Below are 21,503 nucleotides of genomic sequence, written 5' to 3'. Positions count from 1 at the left end.
CGCTGGGCGCATGTCGCAGATCCTGCCGTTCTTGCCGCTGCTGCTCAACGGGTTGCTGATCACGCTCGCGCTGACCGCGGTGGGCGTGGTGATCACCGTGCTGGTCGCGTTCGCGGCCGGCCTGTGCCGCATGTCGCGGCGGCGTTGGCTGAGCTGGCCGGCCGGGGTGTTCATCGAGATCTTCCGCGGCACGTCGATGCTGGTCCAGCTGTTCTGGCTATTCTTCGCCCTGCCGTTCTTCGGGGTCCAGCTGGTGCCGTTCGCCGCGGCGGTGCTGGCGCTCGGCCTCAACGAGGGCGCCTACGGCGCGGAGATCGTGCGCGGTGCCATCACGGCGCTGCCGCGCGGGCAGCGCGAAGGGGCGATCGCGCTGAGCCTGACGCCGTACCAGCGGATGCGGTACGTGATCCTGCCGCAGGCGATCCCGGCGATGATCCCGCCGTTCGGCAACGTCTTCGTCGACCTGCTGAAGAACACCTCGCTGGTGTCCCTGGTGACCGTCGCGGACCTGACCTTCCGGGCGCAGATGGTGCGCGCGACCACCGGCGCCACCACCGCGGTCTTCGGCATCATCCTGGTGCTGTACTTCGTCGCGGCGTACGTGCTGTCGGTCGGGATGGGCCGGCTCGAACGCCGGATGGATCCGGGGCGGCCCGAGCTGCGGCCCACGCTGCTGCAGCGCTTGTTCCGGCGGGGTGGGGTGGTCGGCTCATGATCTGGGACTGGGCCTTCGCCGCGAGCATCGTTCCGTCCCTTTTGGACGGACTGTGGGTGACCGTTCAGGTCACGCTCGTCGGCACGGCGATCGCGCTGCTGCTCGGGCTCGGGGTGGCCGTCGTCCGCTACTCGCGGATTCCGCTGCTGGGCAAGCTGTTCGACTTCTTCGTCCTGTTCGTGCGGGGCACGCCGCTGCTGGTGCAGGCGTACTTCGCGTTCTACGTGCTGCCCAACGTCGGGGTGCAGTTCTCGCCGCTGGTCACCGGGATCATCGTCATCGGCATCAACTACAGCGCCTACACCGCCGAGGTCTACCGGGCCGGGATCCAGAGCGTGCCCGCCGGGCAGTGGGAGGCGTCCACGGCGCTGAGCCTGTCCGCCGTGCAGCGCTGGCGGTTCGTGGTGCTGCCGCAGGCGGTGCGCGACGTGGTGCCGGCGCTGGGCAACTACGTGGTGCAGATGTTCAAGGACTCGGCGATCCTGTCCGCCATCACGGTCTTCGAGCTGCTCAGCCACGCGACGTCGATCGGCTCCGGCAGCTACCGCTACCTGGAGCCGCTGACCATCGCGGGCCTGCTGTTCCTGGCGGTGAGCCTGCCGGCCGCGAAGCTGATCAAACGATTGGAGCTGCGCCTTGCGCATCCGCGATGAGGACGGCCAGCCGATGATCTCGTTCTCGGGCGTGGGGAAGTCGTTCGGCGACAACCACGTGCTCCGCGAGCTCGACCTCGACGTGGCGGCGGGGGAGAAGGTCTCCATCATCGGGCCCAGCGGCTCCGGGAAGACCACCATCCTGCGGCTGCTCATGACGTTGGAGGAGCCGGACAGCGGCCTCGTCGAGGTCGACGGCGAGCCGCTGTGGGACCGCCGCGGCGGCGCGGCCGCGGACACCCGCGGCCAGGCGGCGGTGCGGCGCAAGATCGGCATGGTCTTCCAGCACTTCAACCTGTTCCCGCACATGACGGTGCTGAACAACGTCGCGCTCGCGCCGGTCCAGGTGCTGGGGATGTCGCGGGACGACGCCGAGCACCGCGCGGTCGACCTGTTGCGGATGGTCGGGCTGCAGAAGCACCTGCGGCACAAGCCGGGGCAGCTCTCGGGCGGCCAGCAGCAGCGCGTGGCGATCGCCCGGGCCTTGGCCATGCGCCCCAAGGTGATGCTCTTCGACGAGGTCACCTCCGCGCTGGACCCGGAGCTCATCGGCGAGGTCCTCGCGGTCATCCGGGACCTCGCCCACACCACCGCGATGACCATGCTGCTGGTGACCCACGAGATGCGCTTCGCGGCGGAGATCTCGGACCGGGTCCTGATGTTCGACTCCGGAGCGGTGATCGAATCCGGCCCACCCTCGAAGATCTTCGAGGACCCCCGGCACGAGAGGACCCAGCGCTTCCTCAAAGCGGTCCTCGAACGCAAGTGACCCCGGGCCCGGGGCGTGTCAGTTTCAATTGAAACTGCGTCTGGTCGCTGGGGGCCGGAGGTTTCAACGAGCCCTTTTCAACCCTCCTCGGCTCGGTGTGCTCGTGAGCGGTGGTGGCCGTTCTGGCGACCACCACCGCTCACGAGGCCAGTCGTGAGTGGCGATGGTCGTTATCACGACCACGCGCACTCACGACCCGGTGCCGCGCACTCATGCCGTCACCAGCACCGGCCAGCACGAAAACGGCTCAGTTGAAGCTGTTGGCCCGGCCTCCGGGGAGGTGACGGTTTCAATTGAAACCGACGGTCAGCGGAGGAGTGGGACTACCTGGTCCTGGAAGCGTTGCATCTGCTCCGCCGCCATCGCGTAGGTGTGGCCCGGGAAGTGGGGGAAGATCACCAGGTGTTCCAGGCCTAGGGAATCCTTGTGGAACTGGACGGTTTCCGCGACTTCCTCGGGGGTGCCGATCGCCCACATCTTCTGGTCCGTCGACTGCTCCAGCGTCGGCACCAGGCCGGGCTTGGCGGGCTTGCCGTCCTCGCCCCGGTAGCCGCGGCTCCAGCCGAACGGGGCCAGCAGGTTCCAGAACTCGTCGTGGCCCGCGCCGCCGATCCGCCACGCCGTCTCGTGGTCGTCGGCGATGTGCACCGGTAGCACCAGGATTCGCTTGGCGCCGCTGGAGAGTTCGACGTCGTGGTGCTGCTGGTAGAGCTCCGCGTAGCGCTCCCACTGGTCGCGCACGAAGCCGTGGTACTGGTTCCACCAGACGCAGCCGTGGCCGACCTCGGCGGCGTAGCCGAGGGTGGGCGGGCTGGTCACGGCCTGCCAGAGCTCCACCGGGTGCAGCGGGCCGGGCAGCAGCGTGAGGGTGTCCACCGCGCCGTCCGGGCCGTTGGTGTCCGGCGGCGGCAGCTCGAAGAACTTGCCCTTGTAGGAGAAGGTCTCGTTTGCCAGCGCGGTGCGCACGACCTCCATGTACTCGGCGAAGACCTCGCGGTTGTGCGCGTCGATGGCCTTGCTCTTCTCCTCGGATTCCAGGTAGCCCATGTCCGCCTGGTGCAGCCCGAGGCTGCGCAGCTCCCGGGGCACCGTGCCGCGCCCGACGCCGAGCACCGCGCGCCCGCCGGAGAGGTTGAGCAGCGTGCTGAAGTCCTCGGCCAGCCGCAGCGGATGCCACTGCGGGACGATGTTGAACATCGCGCCGACCTGGATGCGCTGGGTGCGGGCGACCAGGTTCGACTGCAGCATCAGGGAGTTGGGCACGATCTCGTAGCCCTCGTGCTGGAAGTGGTGTTCGGCCAGCCAGTAGCTGTCGTAGCCGAGATCTTCCGCGCGCACTCCCATGTCGATCAGGTGCTCGGTGGCCTCCCACACCTGCTGCCGGGTGGCGCGGCGCTGACCGGCCGGCAGCAGGTTCCCCGCCAGCACGTCGGGCATCTCCACGGAGCCGAAGAAGAACACGCCGTACCGCACGGGTACCTCCATCCTGCCCGGCTGCTCCGGGCCGCTGACGAGCGAATGTAAGTAGTATCAACATTGCCTGCGGATCAGTTTCCTCCGGATTTCCGCTTCGTCAAGTCCCGTTCCGGCTCTTGACTCCGGAGCCGTCGCGGCTCACGATCCCCGGTGAATGTTCGCCACATCAACATCCGGCCTCATCCGCCGCCAGGCGAACACCAACCCATCGGTGCGTCCCCGGGAGGACCCCATGGTCGAAGACGCTGCCCAAGCCGCACCCGCCGTGGCCGGCCGACCGCCTCGAGGCGGGGTCGAGCACAAGGGCATCGAAGCGGTCCGCGACGACGAGCGGCACGGTTCGCCGCTGTCCGCGTTCACCCTGTGGTTCGCGGGAAACCTGCAGTACTCGGCGCTCGTGGTGGGCGCCATCCCGACCGCGTTCCTCGGCCTGAGCTTCGCGCAGGCCGCGCTCGCGCTGGTCGTCGGCACGCTGATCGGCAGCCTGCTGCTGGGCGTGGCGGCCACCATGGGGCCGCAGGCCGGCGCCCCGCAGATGGTCCAGTCGCGCGGCCCGTTCGGCTACTTCGGCAACTTCGTGCCGGTGTTCCTGCTGTTCCTGACCGGATTCGGCTACTTCGCGGTGAACACCGTGCTCGGCGCCTACATCGTCCGGCAGCTGTTCGGGATCCCGTTGCTGTGGGCGCTGATCGCCGTCGCGGTGGTGGAGATCGTCATCGCCATCATCGGGCACGACTTCGTGCACCGCATCGAGCGGATGCTGCTCGGCGTGATGGCGGTGCTGTTCGTTCTCATCACCTGGTACGGCATCGCGCGCGGCGACGTCGGCGCGGTCGGCGATCCCGGGGAGAAGACGCTGACCGGGGCGCTGCTGATGACCGTGGCCGTCAGCTCTTCGCGCACCTTCGGCTGGGCGATCGGCGCATCCGACTACACGCGCTACCTGCCGCGCGACACCAGCCGGGCGCGGCTGGGCTGGTCGGCGTTCCTCGGCGCGGCGATCGCGGGCCTGTGGATGCACCTGCTCGGCGCGGCGATCGGCACCGTCATCTTCCCGAACAGCCCGACCGACCTGGTGACGCAGCTGATCCCGTCGGGCCTGGCGATCATCGCGCTGATCGCGCTGCTGGCGTCGACGATCGCGGGCAGCGTGCTGGACATCTACTCCGGCTCGCTGGCGCTGCTGATGGCCGACATCCCGTTGCGCCGCTGGGTTTCCGCGCTGCTCACCGGAGTGCTGGGCACCGCGCTGGGCTGGTGGGCCGGGCACGTCGAGGGCGAGGCCTTCGGCAACTTCCAGAACTTCCTGTTCGTGGTCGGCTACTGGATCGGCCCGTGGCTCGGCGTCACGCTGGTGGACTTCCTGGTGCACCGGCGCGACGGCGTCGAGGTGGCCACGTTCTACGACCGGTCGCGGCGGCTCGGGCCGGGGCTGGCGGCGTTCGCCATCGGCGTGGTCGCGTCCGTGCCGTTCATGAGCCAGAGCCTCTACACCGGCCCGCTGGCGGCCGCGTTCCCGCAGCTGGGAGACATCACGTACTGGGTCGGCGGGGTCGTCGCGGCCGTCGCGTACTACCTCATCAAACGAGTCCGGGAGTCGAAGTGAAACGTGGTTTGGGCCCACTGTCCTACGGGGACGCGGTGCAGCCGTGGGGAAGGGGCGCCGCGGCAGGCGGGTTCGTGTTCCTCAGCGGGATCGACGGGGCGACCGACGACACCGGCGCGCCGGTCGACGGCATCGCCGAGCAGACGCGGATCACGTTGGACAGGGTCCGGCAGTTGCTGGCGGACGCGGGCGCCGAGCTCGCGGACATCGTGCAGCTGGACCAGTTCGTCGCCGATCCCGCCGAACGGGCCGAGTACATGAAAGCCCGCGACGAGTGGCTCGCGGAGCACGCGCCCGCGCTGCTCGACGAGCGTTCTTACGCCTCGCTGTTGATCTACCCGGTGCTGGCCACGCCGCAGATGCGGGTGGAGATCCGGGCCGTTGCCCACGCAGGGGAGAAGTCGTGATCACATCCCGCGAGTTCGCCGAACTGAGCGTCGCCGACATCGCCGGTGCGTGCGGCGAGTCGTCGATCGCGGTGGTGCCGGTCGGCGCGATCGAGCAGCACGGGCCGCACCTGCCGCTGGTCACCGACGCGCTCGTCGCCGAGGCGGCGGCGCGGGCGGCCGTGGCCGAGCGGGGCGAGGAGCTCGACCTGTGGTTGCTGCCGGCCCTGTCCTACGGCCGCAGCGTCGAGCACGTCTGGGCGGCGGGCACGCTTTCCCTGTCCACCACCACGTTCGCCGCGGTGCTCGACGACATCGGGCGGTCGGTGGCCGCGGCCGGCTTCCGGCGCATCGTGTTCGTCAACGGCCACGGCGGCAACATCTCGGAGATCCAGACCGCGCTGCGCGACATCCGGCACCGGCACGGGCTGCTCACCTTCGCCGCCAACACGTTCGTGCCGGTCGAGAAGGACGAGTCCTTCGCCGGGACCGAGCAGGGTCTCGGGATCCACGGCGGCGCGATGGAGACGTCGCTGATGCTGCACCTGCGGCCGGAGCTGGTGGACATGTCCGCCGCGAGGACGCGAGTGCCGAGCAGCATGAACGACAACCGGCACGTCCGGTTCGGCGGCAGCGTCGCCTTCGGTTGGCTCTCCGACGACTTCGGCCCGGACGGTTACCTCGGCGACCCGACGCGCGCGACGCCGGAGGCGGGCAAGCGCGGTTTCACGGCCCTCGTCGACGTGCTGGGCGACCAGCTGGCCGAGGTGTCCCGGTTCGACTTCGCCAACTACCAGTGAGGTGTTCGCCATGCAGGACAACGAGAAGCTCGTGCGCAACGGCTCCGCTCCGCTGATCGTCGGGCTGGGCGGCACTACTCGCGCTGGATCGAGCAGCGAGCGGGCGCTGCGGTTCGCGCTGACCGCCGCGCGGGAGCACGGCGCCGAGACGCTCCTGTTCGGGGCCGACGAGATCAACCTGCCCATGTACCAACCGGACTCGGGCGATCGGACCTCGCGGGCGGCCGACCTGGTGACGGCGTTGCGCCGCGCGGACGGGGTGATCATCGCCTCGCCCGGCTACCACGGCGCGCTGTCCGGCCTGGTGAAGAACGCCTTGGACTACGTCGAGGACCTCAGGGGCGACGACCGCCCGTACCTCGACGGCCGGGCGGTCGGCTGCATCTCGACGGCGGCGGGCTGGCAGGCCCCGGCGGCGACCCTGGGCCAGCTCCGCGCGATCGCCCACGCCCTCCGTGGCTGGCCGACGCCGCTGGGCGTGGCGATCAACTCCGCGCAGCCCTGCTTCGCGGAGGACGGCAACCCGACGTCGCCGTACGCCGATCAGCTGCGCACGATGGCCCACCAGGTCGTCGCCTTCGCCTGCCGCCCCGCACTGCCCCTCGCCGGCTAGGCGAGCGCGGGTCCGGCCAGACCCGTGACCACTTTGTGCCGCCATAGCAGCACAAAGTGCTCACGGGTAGCCGGCGGCAAAATCGGTCGCCGTGCTCCGCTGGGCTCTGGCAGGCTGACGACCATGGTCGACCTGCAGTTCTCCGATCGTCGGCTCGCGGCGCTCTACGACCTCTACTGCCCGACGGACGAACGTTCGGACTTCGGGTTCTACCTGCCCCTGGTGATGTCCGCGCGATCCGTGCTGGACGTGGGGTGCGGGACGGGCACGCTGCTGGGCATCGCGCGGGACGACGGCCATCAGGGACGGCTGTGCGGCCTGGATCCGGCCGCCGGGATGCTGGAGGTGGCGCGGGCGCGCTCGGACATCGAGTGGGTTCTCGCCGACCTGGCCGCGGCACCGGCCTGGGACCAGGAGTTCGACCTGGTGGTGATGACCGGCCACGCGTTCCAGGTGCTGCTCGGCGACGACGAGCTGCGCGTCGCTCTCACGACGATCGCGGCGGCACTCACCGACCACGGCGAGTTCGCGTTCGAAACCCGGAACCCGCTCGCGCGGGAATGGGAGGACTGGCACCTGCGGTACTCGGGCGGCGTGGTGGATCCGGCAGGCGTCGCGGTGCACTGCGAGTGCGAGGTGCTGCCGGTGGAAGGCGACCTCGTCACCGCCACGCACACCTACACCGGCCAAGGATGGGACGAACCGCTGCAGAGCCGGAGCACGCTGCGATTCCTCGGTCCGGAGGCGTTGTCGGCGTTCCTCGCCGACGCGGGCTTGTCGGTGGCCGAGCAGTTCGGGGACTGGGACCGCAGCCCGTTGCGCGACGACAGCCCGGAGATCATCACCGTCGCACGCCGCTGCTGACGAACCCGAGCTGTCGCGCGGAGCGCGGTCGGCCGTGGGCGCGCCTAGCCTGGTGGGGTGGCTTCGGCGTTGCAGGTGCTGAAGCGGCTGGTGCTGGGGCGTCCGGTGCGCAGCGACCGGCTGCGGGAGACGCTGCTGCCGAAACGGCTCGCGCTGCCGATCTTCGCCAGCGACCCGCTCTCGTCTGTCACCTATGCGACGCAGGAGATCTTGCTGATCCTGTCGCTCGGCGGCTTGGCGCTGCTGCACCTGACGCCGTGGGTGGCGCTGGCCGTCGTGGTGCTGCTCGCCGTCGTCGTCGCCTCGTACTGGCAGGTCGTGCATGCCTATCCCAGCGGCGGCGGGTCCTACGAGGTCGTGGCCCGCAACCTCGGCCGCGATCCGAGCCTGGTGGTGGCCGCCGCGCTGGTGGTCGACTACGTGATGACCGTGGCGGTGTCGGTCGCAGCCGGGGTGGACAACCTGGTGTCGGCGGTGCCCGCGCTGTACCCGCAGCGGGTGTGGATCGCCGTCGTCGCCGTGGTGCTGCTGATGGCGGTGAACCTGCGCGGAATCCGCGAGTCCGGCCGGGCGTTCGCCATGCCCACCTACCTGTTCGTCGCGGCGATCGGCCTGACCGTCGCAGTCGGTCTCGGGCAGGCCGCGGCGGGGCACCCGCCGGTCGCGGAGAGCGCCGGTTGGGGCATCCGGCCGGAGCAGGTCGACGTCACCGGACTGGCGCTGATCTTCCTGCTGCTGCGGGCCTTCTCCTCGGGATGCACGGCGCTGACCGGCGTGGAGGCGATCTCCAACGGGGTGCCCGCGTTCCGGCCGCCGAAGGACGTCAACGCCGGCCGCACCATGATCATCATGGGCACCTTGGCGATCGGCATGTTCAGCGGCGTGACCGCGCTGGCGATGATCTCCGGCGTGCGGGTCGCCAACCACCCGTGCGACCTCATCGGCTTCCCCGCGGACTGCAACAGCACGGGGCAGCGCACCGTCATCGCGCAGATCGCGGGCGCCGTGTTCGGGGTGAACAGCGCGCTGTTCTTCGTCGTGCAGGCCGGCGCGACGCTGATCCTGCTGCTCGCCGCGAACACCGCCTTCAACGGCTTCCCGATGCTCGGTTCGCTGCTCGCGCAGCGCCGGTACCTGCCGCGCCAGCTGCACACCCGCGGCGACCGGCTGGCGCACTCGAACGGCATCGTGGTGCTCGGGTTGGTCGCCATCGCGCTCATCGCGGCGTTCGAGGGCTCCGTGAGCGGGCTGATCCAGCTCTACATCATCGGGGTGTTCACGTCGTTCACGCTGAGCCAGGTGGGCATGGTGAAGCACTGGAACCACCTGCTCGCCACCGGCGACGCCGCGCACCGGGCGCGATACCACCGGTCCCGCCTGGTCAACGCGGTCGGCGCGGTGCTGACCGCGACGGTGCTGGTCGTCGTGCTCGTCACGAAGTTCACCCACGGCGCCTATCTCGTGGTGATCGCGATCCCGCTGCTGTACCTCCTGATGCGGGCGATCCACCGGCACTACCGCGACGTGCGGCGGGAACTCGAACCGGAGGTCGACGGCATGACCTTGCCCAGCAGGGTGCACGCGGTGGTGCTGGTGTCCACAGTGCACAAGCCGACGCTGCGGGCGCTGGCGTTCGCCCGCGCCAACCGGCCGGACACGCTGACCGCGCTCACCGTCAACGTCGACGAAGCGGACACGCAGCTGCTGCGCAGCGAGTGGGATCGGCACGGCATCGGCGTGCCGCTGAAGGTGGTGGAGTCGCCCTACCGCGAGATCACCCGGCCGGTCATCGATCACATCAAGCGGATCCGCCGGGCGGGCCCGCGCGACCTGGTGTGCGTGTACATCCCGGAGTACGTCGTCGGCCGCTGGTGGGAGAACCTGCTGCACAACCAGAGCTCGCTGCGGCTGAGCTGGCGGCTGCGGTTCGAGCCGGGAGTGATGGTGGTCAGCGTGCCGTGGCAGCTCGACTCCAGCCACCGCCGGGACGTCGACCGCATCCACCACGTCCCCGGCCACACCCGCCGCGGCATCACCCCACCCACCTGAGCCAAGGTGCCTTTTCGCGCGAAATCGCCCCGTCCGGCGCGGCGGCTCAGATGAGGGCGGCGAGGCGGCGGTAGGAGTCGAGGCGGTCGGCGGGGTCGTAGGCCGTGGTGGTCACCAGGAGCTCGTCGGCTCCTGTGCGGGCGGTCAGCTCCTTCAGCTCGACCGCGACCTCGTCCGCGGTGCCGAAGACGTGGCCCCGCAGCGCGCGCTCGAACTGGGTGCGCTCGCGCTCGGACATCTCGCGCGCCAGCACCTGCTCCGGCGGTTCCAGCGGCGGGAACTCGCCGCGGATGCGGGATTCGGCGGTCGCCCACGCCTCGGGCACGAGCAGCCGCCGGGCCTGCTCCGCGGTGTCGGCGACCGCGACGGACCGGGCGAGGACCACGTACGGCCGCGCCGCCCAGGCCGACGGGCGGAAGCGCTCGCGGTAGGCGTCGATGGTGTCGGTCATCCGGTCGTCGCCGTGGACCGCGGCGATCACCAGCGGCAGCCCGAACTCGGCGGCGGTGTCGGCCCCCGCCCCGGTGGCCAGCAGGAACACCGGCATCGACAGCTCCTCGGCCGCGACCGCGTGCACCCCGGGGAACCTGCCCGGCTGCCCGGACAGGTAGCCCAGCAGCTCGACGAGCTGCTCGCCGAACCGGTCGGCCGCGTCCTTGTCGCGCCCCAGCGCGCGCCGGATGCCGCTGGTGAAGCCCACCGAGCGCCCCAACCCGACGTCGACGCGGTCCGGGAACAGCGAGCCGAGCACGCCGAACTGCTCGGCCACCACCAGCGGCTGGTGGTTGGGCAGCATGACGCCGCCGGTGCCGACCCGGATGCGGGTGGTCGCGGCGGCGATGGCGGCGGCGAGCACGGTCGGCGCGGCGCCGGCGACGCCGGGCACGCTGTGGTGCTCGGCCACCCAGAACCGGTGGTAACCGAGGGCCTCGGCCTGCTGGGCGAAGCGAACCGTCTCCTGCAGGGCGTGCTGCGGACTCCGCCCCTGCATGGTGTGCGAGCGGTCCAGCACGGAAAGGCGCAAAGTCACACCCGTGCAAACCGCCCGGCGAGCCGCATGATTCCGGCTCCGGATGAGGCGGAGCCCACGCCGCGATTCCACGATGCGAAACCTCGTCGGCCTGGAGTTCCGCGACACGCCCACGGCTTACGGAGCGGCGTTTCCGCAGGAGGCCGCTACCCGCACCGGCACGCAGGGCGAGTTTGGAAACAGGCTCTCTAGCACCCCAAGATGCTCACGGTCCTGACCAGCGGAGACCGTCACGGCGCCCGGGGCATCAGCAGCCACAGGACCAGGTAGATCAGGAACTGCGGGCCGGGCAGGACGCAGGAGAGCACGAACACCAGCCGCACCAGGCCGACGCGCCAGCCGAAGCGGTTCGCGATCCCGGCGCACACCCCGGCGATCAGCGCCCCGTCGCGAGGACGTTCCAGAGCCGTCATGCGCCCAGCCTGCGGCGTCCGGCCGCATCGCGCACGCCGCGCCGACGTGGCACGTTGATCCCGTGGAGTTGGAGGAACTCGCCCGCGAGCTGTACGCGGCGGATCCGGCCGAGTTCATCCCGGCCCGCGACCGCCACGCGGCAGCGGCCGCCGAACGCGGCGACCGGGATCTCGCCGCGCAGCTCAAGAAGCTGCGCAAGCCCACCGCCGCGGCCTGGGCGGTGAACCTGCTCGCCAGCCGGGACCCCCGCAGCGTCACCGAGCTCCTGGAACTGGGCGAGAAGCTGCGGGCGGCGCAGCGCGAACTGCGCGGCGACGACCTGCGAGCCCTCGCAGCCGACCGCACCCGCCTCCTGCGCGAGACCACCGGCAGGGCCGCGGAACTCGCCGAACAGCACGGCCACCGGCTCACCGAGCCGACCCGGCAACAGGTCGAGCAGACCCTCACCGCGGCGCTGTCCGATCCCGAAGCAGGCCGCGCGGTCCGAGGCGGAACCCTCGCCAAAGCTCTGGAATACAGCGGATTCGGCCTCGACGAACTCGCCGTCGCCGCCATCCGCCGCACCGCCGCGCGCCCCAAACCGCAACGGGAACTTCGCGAGCTCCGCGAGCAGTTGCGGTACACCGACGAGCAACTGGGCGAAGCCACCGGCACGGAGGAGCGCGCCGAGAGCGCGGAGCGCGAAGCCGAGCAGCGCTGCGAGGAGCTGCGCGAGGCGCTGCAGCAGGCGGAAAGCGAGCTCCGCGAGCACCGCCGCAGCGCGAAGACGGCGCGCCAGCGCCGCGAGCGAGCGCAGCACGACCGCGACGCGGCAGCGGAGCGGCTGCGCCGCGCCGAGGCGCGGGAGCGCTGAGCCCGCGATATCCGCGTAGCGGATGGCGGGTATTTGAAAAGTGCGCTTCTCCCGGATGGGACGCCTGCTTAGGGTCTAGCCCCAGGAGCCGACGGACGATCCCGGAACGGCTCCGGTCTTTCGCGCACGTTGGCTCCAACTCCGACGAAGTCGTCGAGTCTCGGGGGAACCGGAATGAGTCCACCGCGGAGCATCCGCCGGATGCGCTTCGTACTGCTCGTCATGCTGCTGCTCATCGGCATCGTCAACTACGTCGACCGCAGCACGCTCGCCATCGCCAACCACAGCGTCCAGGACGAGTTCGGCATCGGCCCCACCGAAATGGGCTTGCTGCTCTCGGTCTTCTCGTGGGCTTACGCGTTCGCCCAGCTGCCCGCAGGCGGCCTGCTCGACCGGTTCGGGCCGCGCAAGGTGCTCGGCGGCGGGCTGCTGCTGTGGTCGATCGCCCAGGCATTCTGCGGGATCGCCGCCAACTTCAAGCAGATGCTGTTCGGCCGGTTGTTCCTCGGGCTGGGCGAGGCGCCCGCCTTCCCGGGCGGTGCCAAGGTGGTTTCCGACTGGTTCCCGCGCGAATCGCGGGGCACGCCGATCGGGCTGTTCAACACGGCCTCCACGCTCGCCCCGGCGCTCGCCCCGCCGCTGCTGACCTGGCTGATGCTCAGCTACGGCTGGCGCGCCATGTTCGTCGTCGCCGGGCTGGCCGGCGTCGTGCTCGCGCTGGTGTGGTTCGTCGTCTACCGGGACCGCAAGCAGCTCTCCGACGAGCCGCAACCTGCTGCGGAGCCGGTGTCGGTGCGGGAGTGGCTCGGGCTGCTGCGGCATCGCACCACGTGGGGCATGATCCTCGGCTTCTCCGGGGTGATCTACTCGATCTACCTGTACCTGACCTGGCTGCCCGCCTACCTGGAGAGCGAGCGCGGCCTGAGCGTGGCCGACACCGGGATCGCGCTGATCGTGCCCTACCTCGCCGGCACGCTCGGCATGCTCGCCGGCGGCGGCGTCGGTGATCTCCTGGTGCGGCGCGGGGTTCCCACCATGCTCGCGCGGAAGGTGCCGATCTGCGGCGGGTTGCTGATCGGCGGCCTGTGCACCATCCCCGTCGCGCTCACCCCGAGCACCGCGCTGGCGCTGGTGTCCATCTCCGCGTCCCAGTTCTTCATGAACTCCGCGAGCGCAGGGGCCTGGTCGCTGGCGACCACGGTGGGCAGCGAGCGCATCACCGCGTCGCTGGGCAGCCTGCAGAACTTCGGCGGCTACTTCGGCGGGGCGTTCGCGCCGCTGATCACCGGCATCATCGTGGACGAGACCGGTTCGTTCGTGCTCGCCCTGCTGGCCGCCAGCGGCATCGCGATCGCCGCCGCGCTCAGCTACGCGTTCCTGGTCCGCAAGCCCGTCGGGATCCCGGAGTCCGCCATGGCAACGCAATCCGGAAGGGACTGATCGCCGTTGTCCACCCTGCGAGCCGATGCATTCGCCGGGAAGTCGGTGCTCGTCGTCGGCGGCACCAGCGGCATCGGCGCGGCGGTCGCCAACGCCTTCGCCCGCCACGACGCCGAGGTCCGCGTCACCGGAGTGGGCGAGCCATCGCCGGAACTGGACACGACCATCGACGCGTTCGACTCCGACGTGACCAGCCCGGGCGGCATCAGGACCATTGTGGACGGTCTGGTCCGGCTGGACGTGCTGGTGAACTGCGCGGGAATCATCCGCCGTGGCGCGGAATTGGAGCCGGAGGCGTTCGCGCGGGTCGTCGACGTCAACCTCACCGGCACCATGCGGGCCTGCGCGGCGGCCCGCGCGCTGCTCGCCCGTTCCGGCGGCTGCATCGTCAACACCGCTTCGATGCTCAGCTTCTTCGGCGGCGCGCAGGTGCCCGGCTACTCGGCCAGCAAGGGCGGCGTGGTGCAGCTGACCAAATCGCTGGCGGCAGGCTACGCGGCCGACCGCATCCGGGTCAACGCGGTGGCGCCGGGCTGGATCCGCACCGCGCTGACTGGAGAACTGCAATCCGATCCCGAAGCCGATGCGCGCATCCTCGCCCGGACCCCGCTGGGCCGCTGGGGAACCCCGCAGGACGTGGCGCGCGCGGTGCTCTTCCTCGCCTCCGCGGAGGCGGAATTCATCACCGGGACGGTCCTCCCGGTCGACGGCGGCTACCTGGCCGTCTGAAAGCTCTCGTCGAACTCGTCTTGCCTGGCGCTCGGCTGCGTCGCTTGAACAAGAACCCGAAACCAGTTAGGAGTGAACGAAATGTCATCCGACTTCCAGGTGCTGCCGTCGCCGGCGATCCCGCCCGAGGTCGCGATCGCGGCGGTGCCCGAGGACGACCGGGTGTGGGTGCCGCAGGCGCCGGACGTCTGGTTCCGGCCGCTGATGTTCAACACCGTCGTCGGCCAGTGGTGCAACCTGTTGTGGGTGACCAAGTCCGGCATCGTGTCCCGGCACCGCCACCCCGGCGCGGTGCGCGGCTACGTGATCAAGGGCAAGTGGCACTACCACGAACACCCGTGGACGGCCGAGACCGGGCACTACGTGTACGAACCGCCCGGCGAGATCCACACCCTCGCGGTCCCCGCCGATTGCGACGAAATGGTCACGTTCTTCAACATCACCGGTGCGATGATCTACCTTGACGAGGCCGGTCACCAGGTGGGCTACGAAGACGTGTTCACCAAGATCGAAATGTGCCGCGAGCACTACGAGAAGGTCGGACTCGGCGGCGATTTCGTCGACCAGTTCGTGCGTTGACCCGCCGCCGGGCCGACCGGTGGCGGCGGCCCGGCGCCTCGGTGATCGGCAGCTGTGCTGAACCGGCGAGCCACGAACGAAGGTGTCCAGATGGCCGACGCGAGCATCCCCGATCCAGCCGGAGCCTTTCCCGACAAGCACATCCCGCGCCCCCAGGTCCGCGATCTCCCCGAACCTCCCGGCAAGCAGTGGCGCCTCATCGGACCGGGCATCGTCGCCGCCGGGGTCGGCCTGGCCAGCGGCGAGTTCATCCTCTTCCCGTACATCACCTCGCAGGTCGGCCTGACGTTCGTCTGGGCGGCCGTGCTGGGCCTGGTGACGCAGTACTTCCTGAACATGGAGATCGAGCGCTACACCCTGGCCACCGGGGAGACCGCGGTCACCGGTTTCAGCCGGTTGTGGAAGCACTGGGGCCTGGTGTTCGCGATCATGGCCTACTTCGCGAACCTCTGGCCGGCGTGGGCGACCAGCTCGGCGACCCTGGTCAGCTACGTCGTCGGCGGCAACGTCGCGGTGATCTCCGTGGTGATACTCGTGATCGTGGCGCTGATCCTGACCCTGGCGCCGGCGGTCTACACCGCACTGGAACGCGCGCAGATGCTCAAGGTCGCGGCGATCCTGCTGCTCATCGTGATCGGCTCGCTGTTCGTCCTCGGCGCCAACACCTGGGCGGCGCTGCCCAGCGTGGTCACGCAGCCGCGATTCCCCGCGGCGGAACTGGGTTTCGCCGTGCTGATGGGCGCCCTCGCCTTCGCGGGCGCGGGCGGCGGCCAGAACCTGGTGCAGAGCAACTGGATCCGGGACAAGGGGTTCGGGATGGGCCGCTACGTCCCGAAGATCGTCTCGCCGCTGACCGGCGAGACGGAGGCGCGCGGCCAGGCCGGGTTCATCTTCCCGGCCACCGAGGAGAACCTGGCCCGCTGGCGGGTGTGGTGGCGGTTCGCCAACAAGGAGCAGCTGCTCACCTTCGTCGCCATCACCTTCCTGTCCATCATGTTCATGTCGTTGCTGGCCTACGCCACCGTCTTCGGCGGCGACGTGTCCAACGACGTGTCGTTCCTGCGCGCCGAGGGCGAGCAGATGATGGCCACGGCCGGCGGCTGGTTCGGCTACTTCTTCTGGATCGTGGGTGCCTTCTCGCTGTTCGCGGCGGCGCTGGGCATCGTCGACTACACCAGCAGGCTGGCCGCCGACGTGCTGAAGACGACGTACTTCCCGAACGCCTCCGAGAGCAAGATCTACGCCTGGCTGGTGTGGGGCCTGGTGCTGATCGGCGCACTGGTCGTGGCGGCGGGCCTGGGCCAGCCGCTGCTGCTCGCCACCATCGCGGCCTGCGTCGGCGGGGTCATGATGTTCGTCTACTCAGGACTGCTGATCGCCATCAACCGCAAGATGCTGCCCGCCGCGATCCGCGTCCGCGGCTACCGGCTGGCCGCGCTGATCTGGTCCATCCTGCTGTTCGGCGTGCTCGCGGTGCTGACCGTGAACCAGCAGCTGGACAAGTTGTTCGGCTGAGCGGCATGAACGCACGACGGGACGCGAGGTGGTGGCGGTGAAGCCCGGCGAAGCCTACCGCTACCGCCTCGACTGGTTCGTCAGCTTCGTGTCCGTGGTGGAGCACGGCGGGTTCTCCGCCGCGGCGCAGGCGTTGTTCCGGTCGCAGTCCCGGATCAGCACGCACGTCTCGGAGCTGGAGCGGTCGTTGGGCGTGCAGCTCTTCGACCGCTCGCACCACCCCGTGGCGCTGACCGCCGAGGGCCGCGCGCTGCTCCCGCACGCGCGGGGCATCCTGCAGCACCTTCGGGCCGCCAGCGAGGAGGCCGGGCGCGCCGCCCACCGGGTGCGCGGCCGCGTCCGGCTCGGCGCCTATCCCAGCGCTGCGGCGCATCTGTTCCCGTTCCTCTTCGAGCGCAGCGCGGCGCAGTTCCCGGGCATCGAGCTGGAGCCGTGGGAGGGCGCGACGCTGGAGCTGGAGGCCGCGCTGATCGCCGGCGACATCGACCTGGCGGTCCGGCCGGTGCTGCCGGTGGCGTCCGGCGACGCGCTGACCTTCCAGCCGCTGTGGCGGGAGCCGCTGGTGGCGGTGGTGGCCGCCGGCGAGGACCGGCCCGCCGGGCCGCTGCGGCTGGCGGACCTGGCGGCGAGGCCGCTGATCACGATCGGCGAGAACACCGACCGCGAGAACGGCCACTTCGAGTCGAGCCTGGCGTTCGAGCAGGCGGGCCTGGTGCCGGACGTCGTCTTCCGCACGAACCAGCCCCAGACCCTGATCGCCCTGGTGCGGCGGGGGATCGCGGTGGGCGTGACGAACGCGCTGGCGATGGTCATGGCGAACACCTCGGGAGTCAGCCTGATCCCGATCAGCGACGTGCCGCAGGGGAGGGAGGTGGCCCTGTGGTGGCGGAAGGACGCAACCCCGACGGAAGCCCGCGAAGCGATCCGGGCCCTGGTGGCGGAGGCCCCGCTCCCGGACTTCACCCACCTCGGCACCTGACGGTCAGCGCGATCCGGTCTCGGCGGCGAAACCGTGCAGGAGGGCCCCGGTGGTGTCCGGGTCCTCGAACATGGGTGTGTGGCCGACACCGTCGAGGATCTCGATCCGGGCGTGGGGGATTCGGCGGTAGTCCTGTGCGGACGACGGCTGCCACCGCCGGTCCTGGGCGCCGAAGATCACCAGGGTCGGCAGGCCGAGGCCGGCGAGCCGGTCGGGGACGGGCCGTTCCGCCAGGAACGCGTCGACCGCCTCGTCGGTCGCGGTGAGGCCGCGGTAGGTCATGCCCCGGACGTCGGCGACGAGCTGCTCGGGGATCCGCACCTCGCGGGTGAACGCGGTGCTCATCGCGCCGCGGAGCGCGCCGTCGGTGCGCAGCCGCCAGATCAGTTCCCCCACCACCGGCGTGGTCATCAGGTCGGCGACGAAGCTGTCGCCGAGGAACGCGTCCGCCCGCGGACCGGTGTCGACCAGCGCGACCGCCGCCACCAGGTCGCGGCGCTGCTCGGCCAGCGAGGTGGCGACGGCGCCGCCGGTGGAATGCCCGACGACGGTCGCACGGCGCACCCCGAGCCGATCGAGCACCGCCCCCACCCGGCCCGCTTGCTCCGCGATGCCGTAGCCATCGGTCGGCTTGGCCGATCCACCGTGCCCGAGCAGGTCCACCCGCACCACGTGCAGGTCCCGCAATGCCGGCAGCACCGGCTCCCACCACGCCGCCGATCCGGCCAGACCGTGCAGGAGCACCACCGCGGGCGCGCCGGGCGGCCCTTCCTGCATGACGCGGATGTCCCCGCCGGGAACGCGCACGATCTGCTCGCCGGAGGCTTCTGCTGTCTCCGTGCGCACTGACACCGTGTTCCACGCCAGCAGGACGGCCAGCCCGCCGGCGGCCAGCAACGTGATCCGCCGCCGTCGGCTCCACGACCGCCGGCCGCCTGGCGTCGCGTCCGCGCGGCTGTGGTGCGGGATGGTCGTCTCGTCCATGGCCCCTCCGTTCGTTGTTCCGGGGCCACCCTTCCGGCGTCCGGCACGACGGGTATTGGAGAAATGTCATCACCGTGGTCCCGCCGCCAAGCCGGGGCTTGAGGAATCGAGCACCTCCGCCAGCTCCGGAGTGGTGAGTACCGCGCGGCCGCCTCAGCCAGGTCACCCGCATCCAGTGCCCGTTTGCCCTCCGATAGCGCGAACTTGACGCATGCCGATATGGGCATATTATGGCGGCCATGGCACGCGCAGCGACGACGTCGGACGTCTTCAACGCGATCGCCGAGCCGCAGCGCCGGGACATCCTGGCGCTGCTGCAGGCGGGTGAGCGGCCGGTGACCGACCTGGCCCAGGAGCTGGGGATGAGCCAGCCGCGGGCGTCCAAACACCTGCGGGTACTCCGGGAGGTCGGGCTGGTGCGGGACCGCCAGGTAGGCAAGCAGCGCTTCTACGGCCTTGACGCCCGCGGGCTGCGGCCGGTCCACGAGTGGACCGGCGGATTCGAGCGGTTCTGGAACGAGAGCTTCGACCGGCTGGACGCATACGTGCAGGACCTGAAGCAGGCAAGGCAGGAGGAGTAGCTGATGAGCGCGACGGGACGAGGAGCGCCGGCGCAGTCGACGTCGGCCGACCGCGAGATCGTCATCTCCCGGGTCATCGATGCCCCACGAGAGCTGGTGTTCGAGGCGTTCACCGAGGTCCGGCACCTGTCGCGGTGGTGGGGACCGGAGGGGTTCACCACCACCACGCAGTCGTTCGAGTTCCGGGTCGGCGGGGAGTGGGACTTCGTGATGCACGGACCGGACGGGACGGACTACACCGAGTGGATCTCCTGGACCGAGATCGCCCCGCCGGAGCGGATCGCGATGCTCCACGGTGAGTCCCGCTGCGACCCGAACGCCTTCGAGTCGCTCCTGACGTTCGAGCCCGACGGTGCGGGGACCCGGATCGAGATGCGCACGGTGTTCCCCACCAAGGAACTGCGCGACGAGGCGGTCGGGAAGTACCACGCGATCGAGGGCGGCCGGCAGACCCTGAGCAACCTGGCTGCCTACGTCACCGAGATCGTTCGAAAGGGAGCGGAGCGTTGATGGCCGGGAAGGTGTTCTTCAGCGTGTCGATGTCGCTGGATGGGTTCATCGCGCCTGAGTCCCTTGAGGACTTGATGGGGCAGCAGTGGATGGAACTGCAGCAGTGGATCTTCCCGCAGCGGTTCTTCCGGGAGAACCTGAAGCTCGGCGAGGGCGGCGAGGAAGGGCGCGACAACGGCATCGTGCGGGAGACGTTCGAGCGCACCGGCGCGAGCGTCATGGGCAAGCGCATGTTCGACGCCGGTGAGCAGGCGTGGCCGGAGGAGGCGCCGTTCCACACGCCGGTCTTCGTCGTGACGCACGAGAAGCGCGACCCCTGGGAGCGGCCGGGCGGGACCACCTTCCACTTCGTCAACGACGGCATCGAGTCTGCGCTCGACCAGGCCCGCGAGGCCGCCGGCGACCGCGACGTCCGCATCGCGGGCGGCGGCGCGACGATCCTGGAGTACGTGAACGCCGGCCTGATCGACGAGTTCTCGATCGCGCTCTCACCCGTGCTGTTCGGCTCCGGAATCCGTCTGTTCGAGGGCGTGGACGCGGGCCGCGTGGCCCTAGAACCGGTCCGCGCGGAGCCCTCCCCGAGGGTGACGCACCTGACCTACGCCGTACGGGGGCGGTAGGCGCACGGCGAGTTCGTCAGCGTCGAGGGACCAGGGCGTGGTGCCCATCAGTGCGCCCACCGGTCTACGGCAGTCGGGATCATGCCGACGTAAACCACCTCGGCGGGGCACGGGTTGAGCGCGGCGGCAGCGCGAATCATGCGGGCGGCATCGCCAGGAACGCTCGCATGTCGTCGGTCCTGCCACTCTCGGCGTACTCCGTCGGACAGCTCGTTGCTACCCAACTCGCCCAAGATCCGGGTGACCTGGCATAGGTCCGTCTCGACCGCACCCAGCGCCTCGCGCAACCGCTGTAATAGTTGATGTTCCTCATGCCTGAGCCGCTCGTACAGTTGACGCGTGCGATCAGTTCGCCGGACGGCAGATTCCACCGCTGACTGGGAGATCGCGCGACCGTCGCGGGCAACCGCGCTGCCCGGGGTCGACATGGCGGGATTCCGCATTCGCGGTCCCGCCGAACTGCGTGCCATCCCCCACCCGGCCGTCACCGTGGCCGTCGAGTTCGGCGACCGCCCGTTCGACATCCACGGCGCGACCGGCCGACTGCGGTTGGAGAGCCTGGCCGCCGGGCTGGCCTTCCGCGCGTTCCAGGTGCGGGCCGAGGGCGTCGCGTGCATCCAGATCCGCCTTTCCCCGCTGGCCGCTTACTCCGTGCTCGGGCTCCCGCTCGCGGAGTTGCGCGGGAGCGTTGTCGCGCTCGATGACCTGTGGGGCCGCGACACACCGCGCCTGCGGGAGCGGCTGCACCAGGCGCGGACCTGGCGGGAGCGCTTCGCGCTGATCGACGCGGAGCTGTCCGGCCGGCTCCACGCGGGCCGGGTGGTCGAGCCCGAGGTGGCCTGGGCATGGCGTCAGATCGTCGCCGGTCACGGCCGCGCCCGGGTGCGCGACCTCGCGGCCCGGACCGGCTGGAGCCGGCAGCGCCTGTGGTCGCGCTTCGGCTCGCAGATCGGCCTGACCCCCAAACGCGCCGGCATGCTGGTCCGCTTCGACCACGCCATCCACCGCCTGGTCAGCGGGCATGCCCCGGCGCAGGTGGCGGCGGACGGCGGCTATGCCGACCAGTCCCACCTCCACCACGACGTCCGCGCGTTCACCGGGACGACCCCCACCGCCGCTGCGAACGAGCCGTGGCTGGCCGCCGACGACACGGCCTGGCCTGCCCACGGCCTGACCCGCCGACGCCGGTCGTGAGCGGTAATGGCCGCTGGAGCGACCTGTCCTCGCTCAGGACCTCGTGAACATGTGCGGCTGACGAAGATCGGCTTCACCCGGAGGCTTCGGTTTGGGTCTTCTGGCGAAGTCTCTCATAGGGGGTTTGGCCGTCGAGTCCACCGT

Annotated in this window: 23 protein-coding genes; 19 read left to right on the top strand and 4 right to left on the bottom strand. The window is 70.4% G+C overall.

The window, feature by feature from the left end; all coding sequences use genetic code 11:
- The first annotated feature begins 10 nt into the window (after window positions 1-10).
- Genes ehuC through ehuA form a run of 3 tightly spaced genes read left to right on the top strand, consistent with a single transcriptional unit; the run spans window position 11 to window position 2,137 of the window.
- Window positions 11-715, top strand: coding sequence for an ectoine/hydroxyectoine ABC transporter permease subunit EhuC (ehuC, locus tag AC07FN_RS40650; protein ID WP_478400461.1), 705 nt, complete (start codon window positions 11-13; stop codon window positions 713-715).
- Complete coding sequence (gene ehuD / locus AC07FN_RS40645) at window positions 712-1,368, top strand: ectoine/hydroxyectoine ABC transporter permease subunit EhuD (protein WP_132494512.1); 657 nt, start codon at window positions 712-714, stop codon at window positions 1,366-1,368. Before ehuC ends, ehuD begins: the two co-directional genes overlap by 4 nt.
- A 13-nt stretch (window positions 1,369-1,381) precedes the next feature.
- A complete protein-coding gene (ehuA, locus tag AC07FN_RS40640) occupies window positions 1,382-2,137 on the top strand; it encodes an ectoine/hydroxyectoine ABC transporter ATP-binding protein EhuA (RefSeq protein ID WP_478400472.1) in 756 nt (251 codons plus the stop codon).
- A gap of 306 nt (window positions 2,138-2,443) precedes the next feature.
- On the opposite strand, the gene AC07FN_RS40635 is transcribed toward ehuA, so the two are convergent.
- A complete protein-coding gene (locus tag AC07FN_RS40635) occupies window positions 2,444-3,610 on the bottom strand; it encodes an LLM class flavin-dependent oxidoreductase (RefSeq protein WP_478400460.1) in 1,167 nt (388 codons plus the stop codon).
- 235 nt (window positions 3,611-3,845) lie between these two features.
- Between AC07FN_RS40635 and AC07FN_RS40630 the strand changes: the two genes are divergently transcribed.
- The 6 genes from AC07FN_RS40630 (at window position 3,846) to AC07FN_RS40605 (ending at window position 9,931) form a co-directional block, all read left to right on the top strand.
- Window positions 3,846-5,219 (top strand): purine-cytosine permease family protein, encoded by a 1,374-nt coding sequence (locus AC07FN_RS40630; RefSeq protein WP_478400459.1) that lies wholly within the window; start codon window positions 3,846-3,848, stop codon window positions 5,217-5,219.
- Window positions 5,216-5,626, top strand: coding sequence for a RidA family protein (locus AC07FN_RS40625; protein ID WP_478400458.1), 411 nt, complete (start codon window positions 5,216-5,218; stop codon window positions 5,624-5,626). The genes AC07FN_RS40630 and AC07FN_RS40625 overlap by 4 nt, the downstream gene beginning before the upstream one ends.
- Complete coding sequence (locus tag AC07FN_RS40620; protein ID WP_478400457.1) at window positions 5,623-6,405, top strand: creatininase family protein; 783 nt, start codon at window positions 5,623-5,625, stop codon at window positions 6,403-6,405. The genes AC07FN_RS40625 and AC07FN_RS40620 overlap by 4 nt, the downstream gene beginning before the upstream one ends.
- A gap of 10 nt (window positions 6,406-6,415) precedes the next feature.
- Window positions 6,416-7,018, top strand: coding sequence for an NADPH-dependent FMN reductase (locus AC07FN_RS40615; RefSeq protein WP_478400456.1), 603 nt, complete (start codon window positions 6,416-6,418; stop codon window positions 7,016-7,018).
- Window positions 7,019-7,141: 123 nt separating this feature from the next.
- Window positions 7,142-7,882 carry a class I SAM-dependent DNA methyltransferase gene (locus tag AC07FN_RS40610; RefSeq protein ID WP_478400455.1) on the top strand — a complete coding sequence of 247 codons (741 nt, stop codon included), beginning with the start codon at window positions 7,142-7,144 and terminating at the stop codon, window positions 7,880-7,882.
- Window positions 7,883-7,939: 57 nt separating this feature from the next.
- On the top strand, window positions 7,940-9,931 hold the full coding sequence (locus tag AC07FN_RS40605) for an APC family permease (RefSeq protein WP_478400454.1): 1,992 nt from the start codon (window positions 7,940-7,942) through the stop codon (window positions 9,929-9,931).
- 46 nt (window positions 9,932-9,977) lie between these two features.
- Here AC07FN_RS40605 and AC07FN_RS40600 read toward each other — a convergent pair whose 3' ends face one another.
- On the bottom strand, window positions 9,978-10,955 hold the full coding sequence (locus AC07FN_RS40600; RefSeq protein ID WP_478400471.1) for an MsnO8 family LLM class oxidoreductase: 978 nt from the start codon (window positions 10,953-10,955) through the stop codon (window positions 9,978-9,980).
- A gap of 236 nt (window positions 10,956-11,191) precedes the next feature.
- Complete coding sequence (locus AC07FN_RS40595) at window positions 11,192-11,374, bottom strand: PspC domain-containing protein (protein WP_478400453.1); 183 nt, start codon at window positions 11,372-11,374, stop codon at window positions 11,192-11,194.
- 62 nt (window positions 11,375-11,436) lie between these two features.
- Here AC07FN_RS40595 and AC07FN_RS40590 point away from each other — a divergent pair, with 62 nt between their 5' ends.
- The 6 genes from AC07FN_RS40590 (at window position 11,437) to AC07FN_RS40565 (ending at window position 17,470) form a co-directional block, all read left to right on the top strand.
- On the top strand, window positions 11,437-12,228 hold the full coding sequence (locus tag AC07FN_RS40590) for a hypothetical protein (RefSeq protein WP_478400452.1): 792 nt from the start codon (window positions 11,437-11,439) through the stop codon (window positions 12,226-12,228).
- 201 nt (window positions 12,229-12,429) lie between these two features.
- On the top strand, window positions 12,430-13,668 hold the full coding sequence (locus AC07FN_RS40585; RefSeq protein ID WP_478400451.1) for an MFS transporter: 1,239 nt from the start codon (window positions 12,430-12,432) through the stop codon (window positions 13,666-13,668).
- Window positions 13,669-13,674: 6 nt separating this feature from the next.
- Window positions 13,675-14,397, top strand: coding sequence for an SDR family NAD(P)-dependent oxidoreductase (locus tag AC07FN_RS40580; protein WP_478400450.1), 723 nt, complete (start codon window positions 13,675-13,677; stop codon window positions 14,395-14,397).
- An 81-nt stretch (window positions 14,398-14,478) separates the two neighbouring features.
- Window positions 14,479-14,976, top strand: a complete 498-nt coding sequence (locus tag AC07FN_RS40575) for a 2,4'-dihydroxyacetophenone dioxygenase family protein (protein WP_478400449.1) — start codon at window positions 14,479-14,481, stop codon at window positions 14,974-14,976.
- A 90-nt stretch (window positions 14,977-15,066) separates the two neighbouring features.
- Complete coding sequence (locus AC07FN_RS40570) at window positions 15,067-16,491, top strand: Nramp family divalent metal transporter (protein WP_478400448.1); 1,425 nt, start codon at window positions 15,067-15,069, stop codon at window positions 16,489-16,491.
- A gap of 37 nt (window positions 16,492-16,528) precedes the next feature.
- The gene (locus AC07FN_RS40565; protein ID WP_478400447.1) at window positions 16,529-17,470 is read left to right on the top strand and encodes a LysR family transcriptional regulator; all 942 of its coding nucleotides are present in this window, start codon (window positions 16,529-16,531) and stop codon (window positions 17,468-17,470) included.
- A gap of 3 nt (window positions 17,471-17,473) precedes the next feature.
- On the opposite strand, the gene AC07FN_RS40560 is transcribed toward AC07FN_RS40565, so the two are convergent.
- Complete coding sequence (locus tag AC07FN_RS40560; protein ID WP_478400446.1) at window positions 17,474-18,454, bottom strand: alpha/beta fold hydrolase; 981 nt, start codon at window positions 18,452-18,454, stop codon at window positions 17,474-17,476.
- Between the two features lie 239 nt (window positions 18,455-18,693).
- Between AC07FN_RS40560 and AC07FN_RS40555 the strand changes: the two genes are divergently transcribed.
- The 4 genes from AC07FN_RS40555 to AC07FN_RS40540 all read left to right on the top strand — a co-directional run bounded on the left by AC07FN_RS40555 (window position 18,694) and on the right by AC07FN_RS40540 (window position 21,359).
- Complete coding sequence (locus AC07FN_RS40555; protein ID WP_478400445.1) at window positions 18,694-19,035, top strand: ArsR/SmtB family transcription factor; 342 nt, start codon at window positions 18,694-18,696, stop codon at window positions 19,033-19,035.
- A gap of 3 nt (window positions 19,036-19,038) precedes the next feature.
- Window positions 19,039-19,545, top strand: a complete 507-nt coding sequence (locus AC07FN_RS40550; protein ID WP_478400444.1) for an SRPBCC family protein — start codon at window positions 19,039-19,041, stop codon at window positions 19,543-19,545.
- On the top strand, window positions 19,545-20,165 hold the full coding sequence (locus AC07FN_RS40545) for a dihydrofolate reductase family protein (RefSeq protein WP_478400443.1): 621 nt from the start codon (window positions 19,545-19,547) through the stop codon (window positions 20,163-20,165). The genes AC07FN_RS40550 and AC07FN_RS40545 overlap by 1 nt, the downstream gene beginning before the upstream one ends.
- A gap of 339 nt (window positions 20,166-20,504) precedes the next feature.
- Window positions 20,505-21,359, top strand: a complete 855-nt coding sequence (locus AC07FN_RS40540; protein WP_478400442.1) for a helix-turn-helix domain-containing protein — start codon at window positions 20,505-20,507, stop codon at window positions 21,357-21,359.
- Window positions 21,360-21,503: the final 144 nt, after the last annotated feature.

Source organism: Saccharopolyspora sp. NPDC045941, from assembly GCF_056431445.1.
Note: the sequence above shows the minus strand (reverse complement) of the source record. Positions and strands in the feature narration are given on the sequence as shown.

Coding starts and splice junctions, on each gene's coding strand:
- ehuC (WP_478400461.1), top strand. CDS start 11: ATGTCGCAGATCCTGCCGTTCTTGCCGCTGCTGCTCAACGGGTTGCTG.
- ehuD (WP_132494512.1), top strand. CDS start 712: ATGATCTGGGACTGGGCCTTCGCCGCGAGCATCGTTCCGTCCCTTTTG.
- ehuA (WP_478400472.1), top strand. CDS start 1,382: ATGATCTCGTTCTCGGGCGTGGGGAAGTCGTTCGGCGACAACCACGTG.
- AC07FN_RS40630 (WP_478400459.1), top strand. CDS start 3,846: ATGGTCGAAGACGCTGCCCAAGCCGCACCCGCCGTGGCCGGCCGACCG.
- AC07FN_RS40615 (WP_478400456.1), top strand. CDS start 6,416: ATGCAGGACAACGAGAAGCTCGTGCGCAACGGCTCCGCTCCGCTGATC.
- AC07FN_RS40610 (WP_478400455.1), top strand. CDS start 7,142: ATGGTCGACCTGCAGTTCTCCGATCGTCGGCTCGCGGCGCTCTACGAC.
- AC07FN_RS40595 (WP_478400453.1), bottom strand. CDS start 11,374: ATGACGGCTCTGGAACGTCCTCGCGACGGGGCGCTGATCGCCGGGGTG.
- AC07FN_RS40585 (WP_478400451.1), top strand. CDS start 12,430: ATGCGCTTCGTACTGCTCGTCATGCTGCTGCTCATCGGCATCGTCAAC.
- AC07FN_RS40575 (WP_478400449.1), top strand. CDS start 14,479: ATGTCATCCGACTTCCAGGTGCTGCCGTCGCCGGCGATCCCGCCCGAG.
- AC07FN_RS40570 (WP_478400448.1), top strand. CDS start 15,067: ATGGCCGACGCGAGCATCCCCGATCCAGCCGGAGCCTTTCCCGACAAG.
- AC07FN_RS40560 (WP_478400446.1), bottom strand. CDS start 18,454: ATGGACGAGACGACCATCCCGCACCACAGCCGCGCGGACGCGACGCCA.
- AC07FN_RS40555 (WP_478400445.1), top strand. CDS start 18,694: ATGGCACGCGCAGCGACGACGTCGGACGTCTTCAACGCGATCGCCGAG.
- AC07FN_RS40550 (WP_478400444.1), top strand. CDS start 19,039: ATGAGCGCGACGGGACGAGGAGCGCCGGCGCAGTCGACGTCGGCCGAC.
- AC07FN_RS40545 (WP_478400443.1), top strand. CDS start 19,545: ATGGCCGGGAAGGTGTTCTTCAGCGTGTCGATGTCGCTGGATGGGTTC.